General features: G+C 39.6%; 2 protein-coding genes. Both read left to right on the top strand.

Translation table 11 applies throughout. The annotated features are described in order from the left end of the window. Nucleotides 1–308: 308 nt before the first annotated feature. Nucleotides 309–1,184, top strand: a complete 876-nt coding sequence (locus Q8W40_RS27870; RefSeq protein ID WP_305402085.1) for a hypothetical protein — start codon at nucleotides 309–311, stop codon at nucleotides 1,182–1,184. 5 nt (nucleotides 1,185–1,189) lie between these two features. Beyond that, the gene (locus Q8W40_RS27865) at nucleotides 1,190–1,867 is read left to right on the top strand and encodes a hypothetical protein (RefSeq protein ID WP_305402084.1); all 678 of its coding nucleotides are present in this window, start codon (nucleotides 1,190–1,192) and stop codon (nucleotides 1,865–1,867) included. The last annotated feature ends 60 nt before the right edge of the window (nucleotides 1,868–1,927 follow it).

The following is a 1,927-nucleotide window of genomic DNA, read 5'->3' as shown; positions in this document are numbered from 1 at the left end:
TGGTGATACAGACGGTTCACTCATAAAGCGGTGAACAACGCTTCATACGACTTCAGGTCGCACGGACAAAAATGAGTCAGTTACTTAGCAAAGTTGTATTAGTTGAGGTATTGCAAACCTTGTAGCTCTATAAAACTAACGGTTTTCGCTTAACTAAAGGTTGATTGTTCTCAAAGCAATATTTAGGGCACCTACTTTCCTTGATGTGGGTTACACATAATACTCACCGATCCGCATATCTATATTTACAGTGCATTGTAAGAAAATGATACAATTCCTCATCTTACATATATTGATAGGGTGACAGAGTGCCAGAGTGGATTCTAAAGCTTGTAACAGCAGTAACTTCGGTGAAGACAGCCTTAAAGCTATTTGTGTTTGTGCTGCTTCTAGTATTCTTTTGGAGCTTCACAAGTGCTTTCATGGCTTCGAAGGGGCTACCAAGTGAATACATCCCTTACATACTTATGCTAACCGCTTATAGCCTTTCTCACTTATCGATAGAGCTTTTGTATTGGCTGAAATCTTGGAACAAGCGTAGGCAAGACAAAAATGAAGAGTCACTTCAACAAGAACAAGCACAAGAGGTTGCAAAGAAAGAAGCACAGTCCAAGGTATTGGCATTTAGACGAGAAGTTGAGTCAACGCTGCCTCACCTCAATAGAACAGAGTTCTCACTATTAAAAAAAATGCTCACCGAAAGCATATCATTAGAAAGAAATAGAGATCCTGCACTTCACTTCCATAATATTGGTTACATCAGCGTCATAGGACGCAAGAGCTTCCGCGAAAACGTCTACGAATTGCATCCAATAGTTCGAGATTGTTTAACGAACTACCTCGCAGAAGAACGTAAAAATACATTGATTGCCTTTTCTAGCGCCCTAAAAGATAAAGAAAAAGAGTTCTTGCGAATATTCTTCGAAAAGGAAATCCCTTTTGGAGTACCTGAGCAAGAGGAGATGATGCCCGCTAATGTGTATAGCGGAAAATACAGTATGGTTAATCTTGGAATTATTGACGAAGAGGGTTACTCGTTTATCTTACCCGAAGATACGAAAGAAAGACTTATCGAAGATAATCACTTTGAAGTGTGCTATCGAAACCTTGCTGAACTGGATGGTCATCTCATTCTATCTCCACTTGCAAGAAGTGTAGGTGCTATAAGTTCGATGAGAAGGTAGAGCTAATGTCCGATAATAAAAAGTTATCTCAAACTAAGCTTTTCAAAGCAGCAATAGGGGTTCCGATTTTAGGCTCACTAGCATTGGGTTACGTACTCCACACCTATGAAGATGCGACTAAGCTACTAGCTGACTTCTGGACGACCTTCAAAATACCTATGACTATCGCCTCTTTGAGCATTCCTTTAGTTGCTTGGGTTACTGCTAATCACCGTTCAGAGCAGACTATGAAAGGGTTAGAGTTACAAAAAGATAAACGCCTTTATGAAATGTATTACGAACAACAAAAGCATTTTGAAAAGGTAATGGGAAGGCGGGTAAAGAATGCGAAGTTTAAGTACATAACAGAGGAAGATTTACCTGTAATTTTCTCGGAATTGTACGAGTTTAACCGCATTCAAGAAAAAGGCGAAGTCACCTTAAAACCGACTGCTGTAGTGGAAGTAAATAGATTCATAACTGATACAGGTGAAATCCTTTACAGCTTTTACGAGCAATTCTCGGAGCACAAAGAAAAGAATCCCGACCAAAGGCGAGTTTTAGATAACTTCATTCAGCAAATGTACACGCTTCTACAAAACAACCTCCACAAGTTAAGTGATGATATAGGGGTTAAGTTCATAGACTTGTCAGACTCTAGTGTGGAAATCTTTAGTAGAGCTTACTCTGTAGTGGTCAACTAAAATTGGCCACAGTTTTGTAAGTTTCCCAGTAAAGTCTTTCCGACTCATTCGGAGTCAGGT

Source organism: Vibrio penaeicida (assembly GCF_030689305.1).
Classification (GTDB): domain Bacteria; phylum Pseudomonadota; class Gammaproteobacteria; order Enterobacterales; family Vibrionaceae; genus Vibrio; species Vibrio penaeicida_B.
The sequence above is the reverse complement of the archived record's forward strand: the minus strand, read 5'-3'. Positions and strand labels throughout refer to the sequence as shown.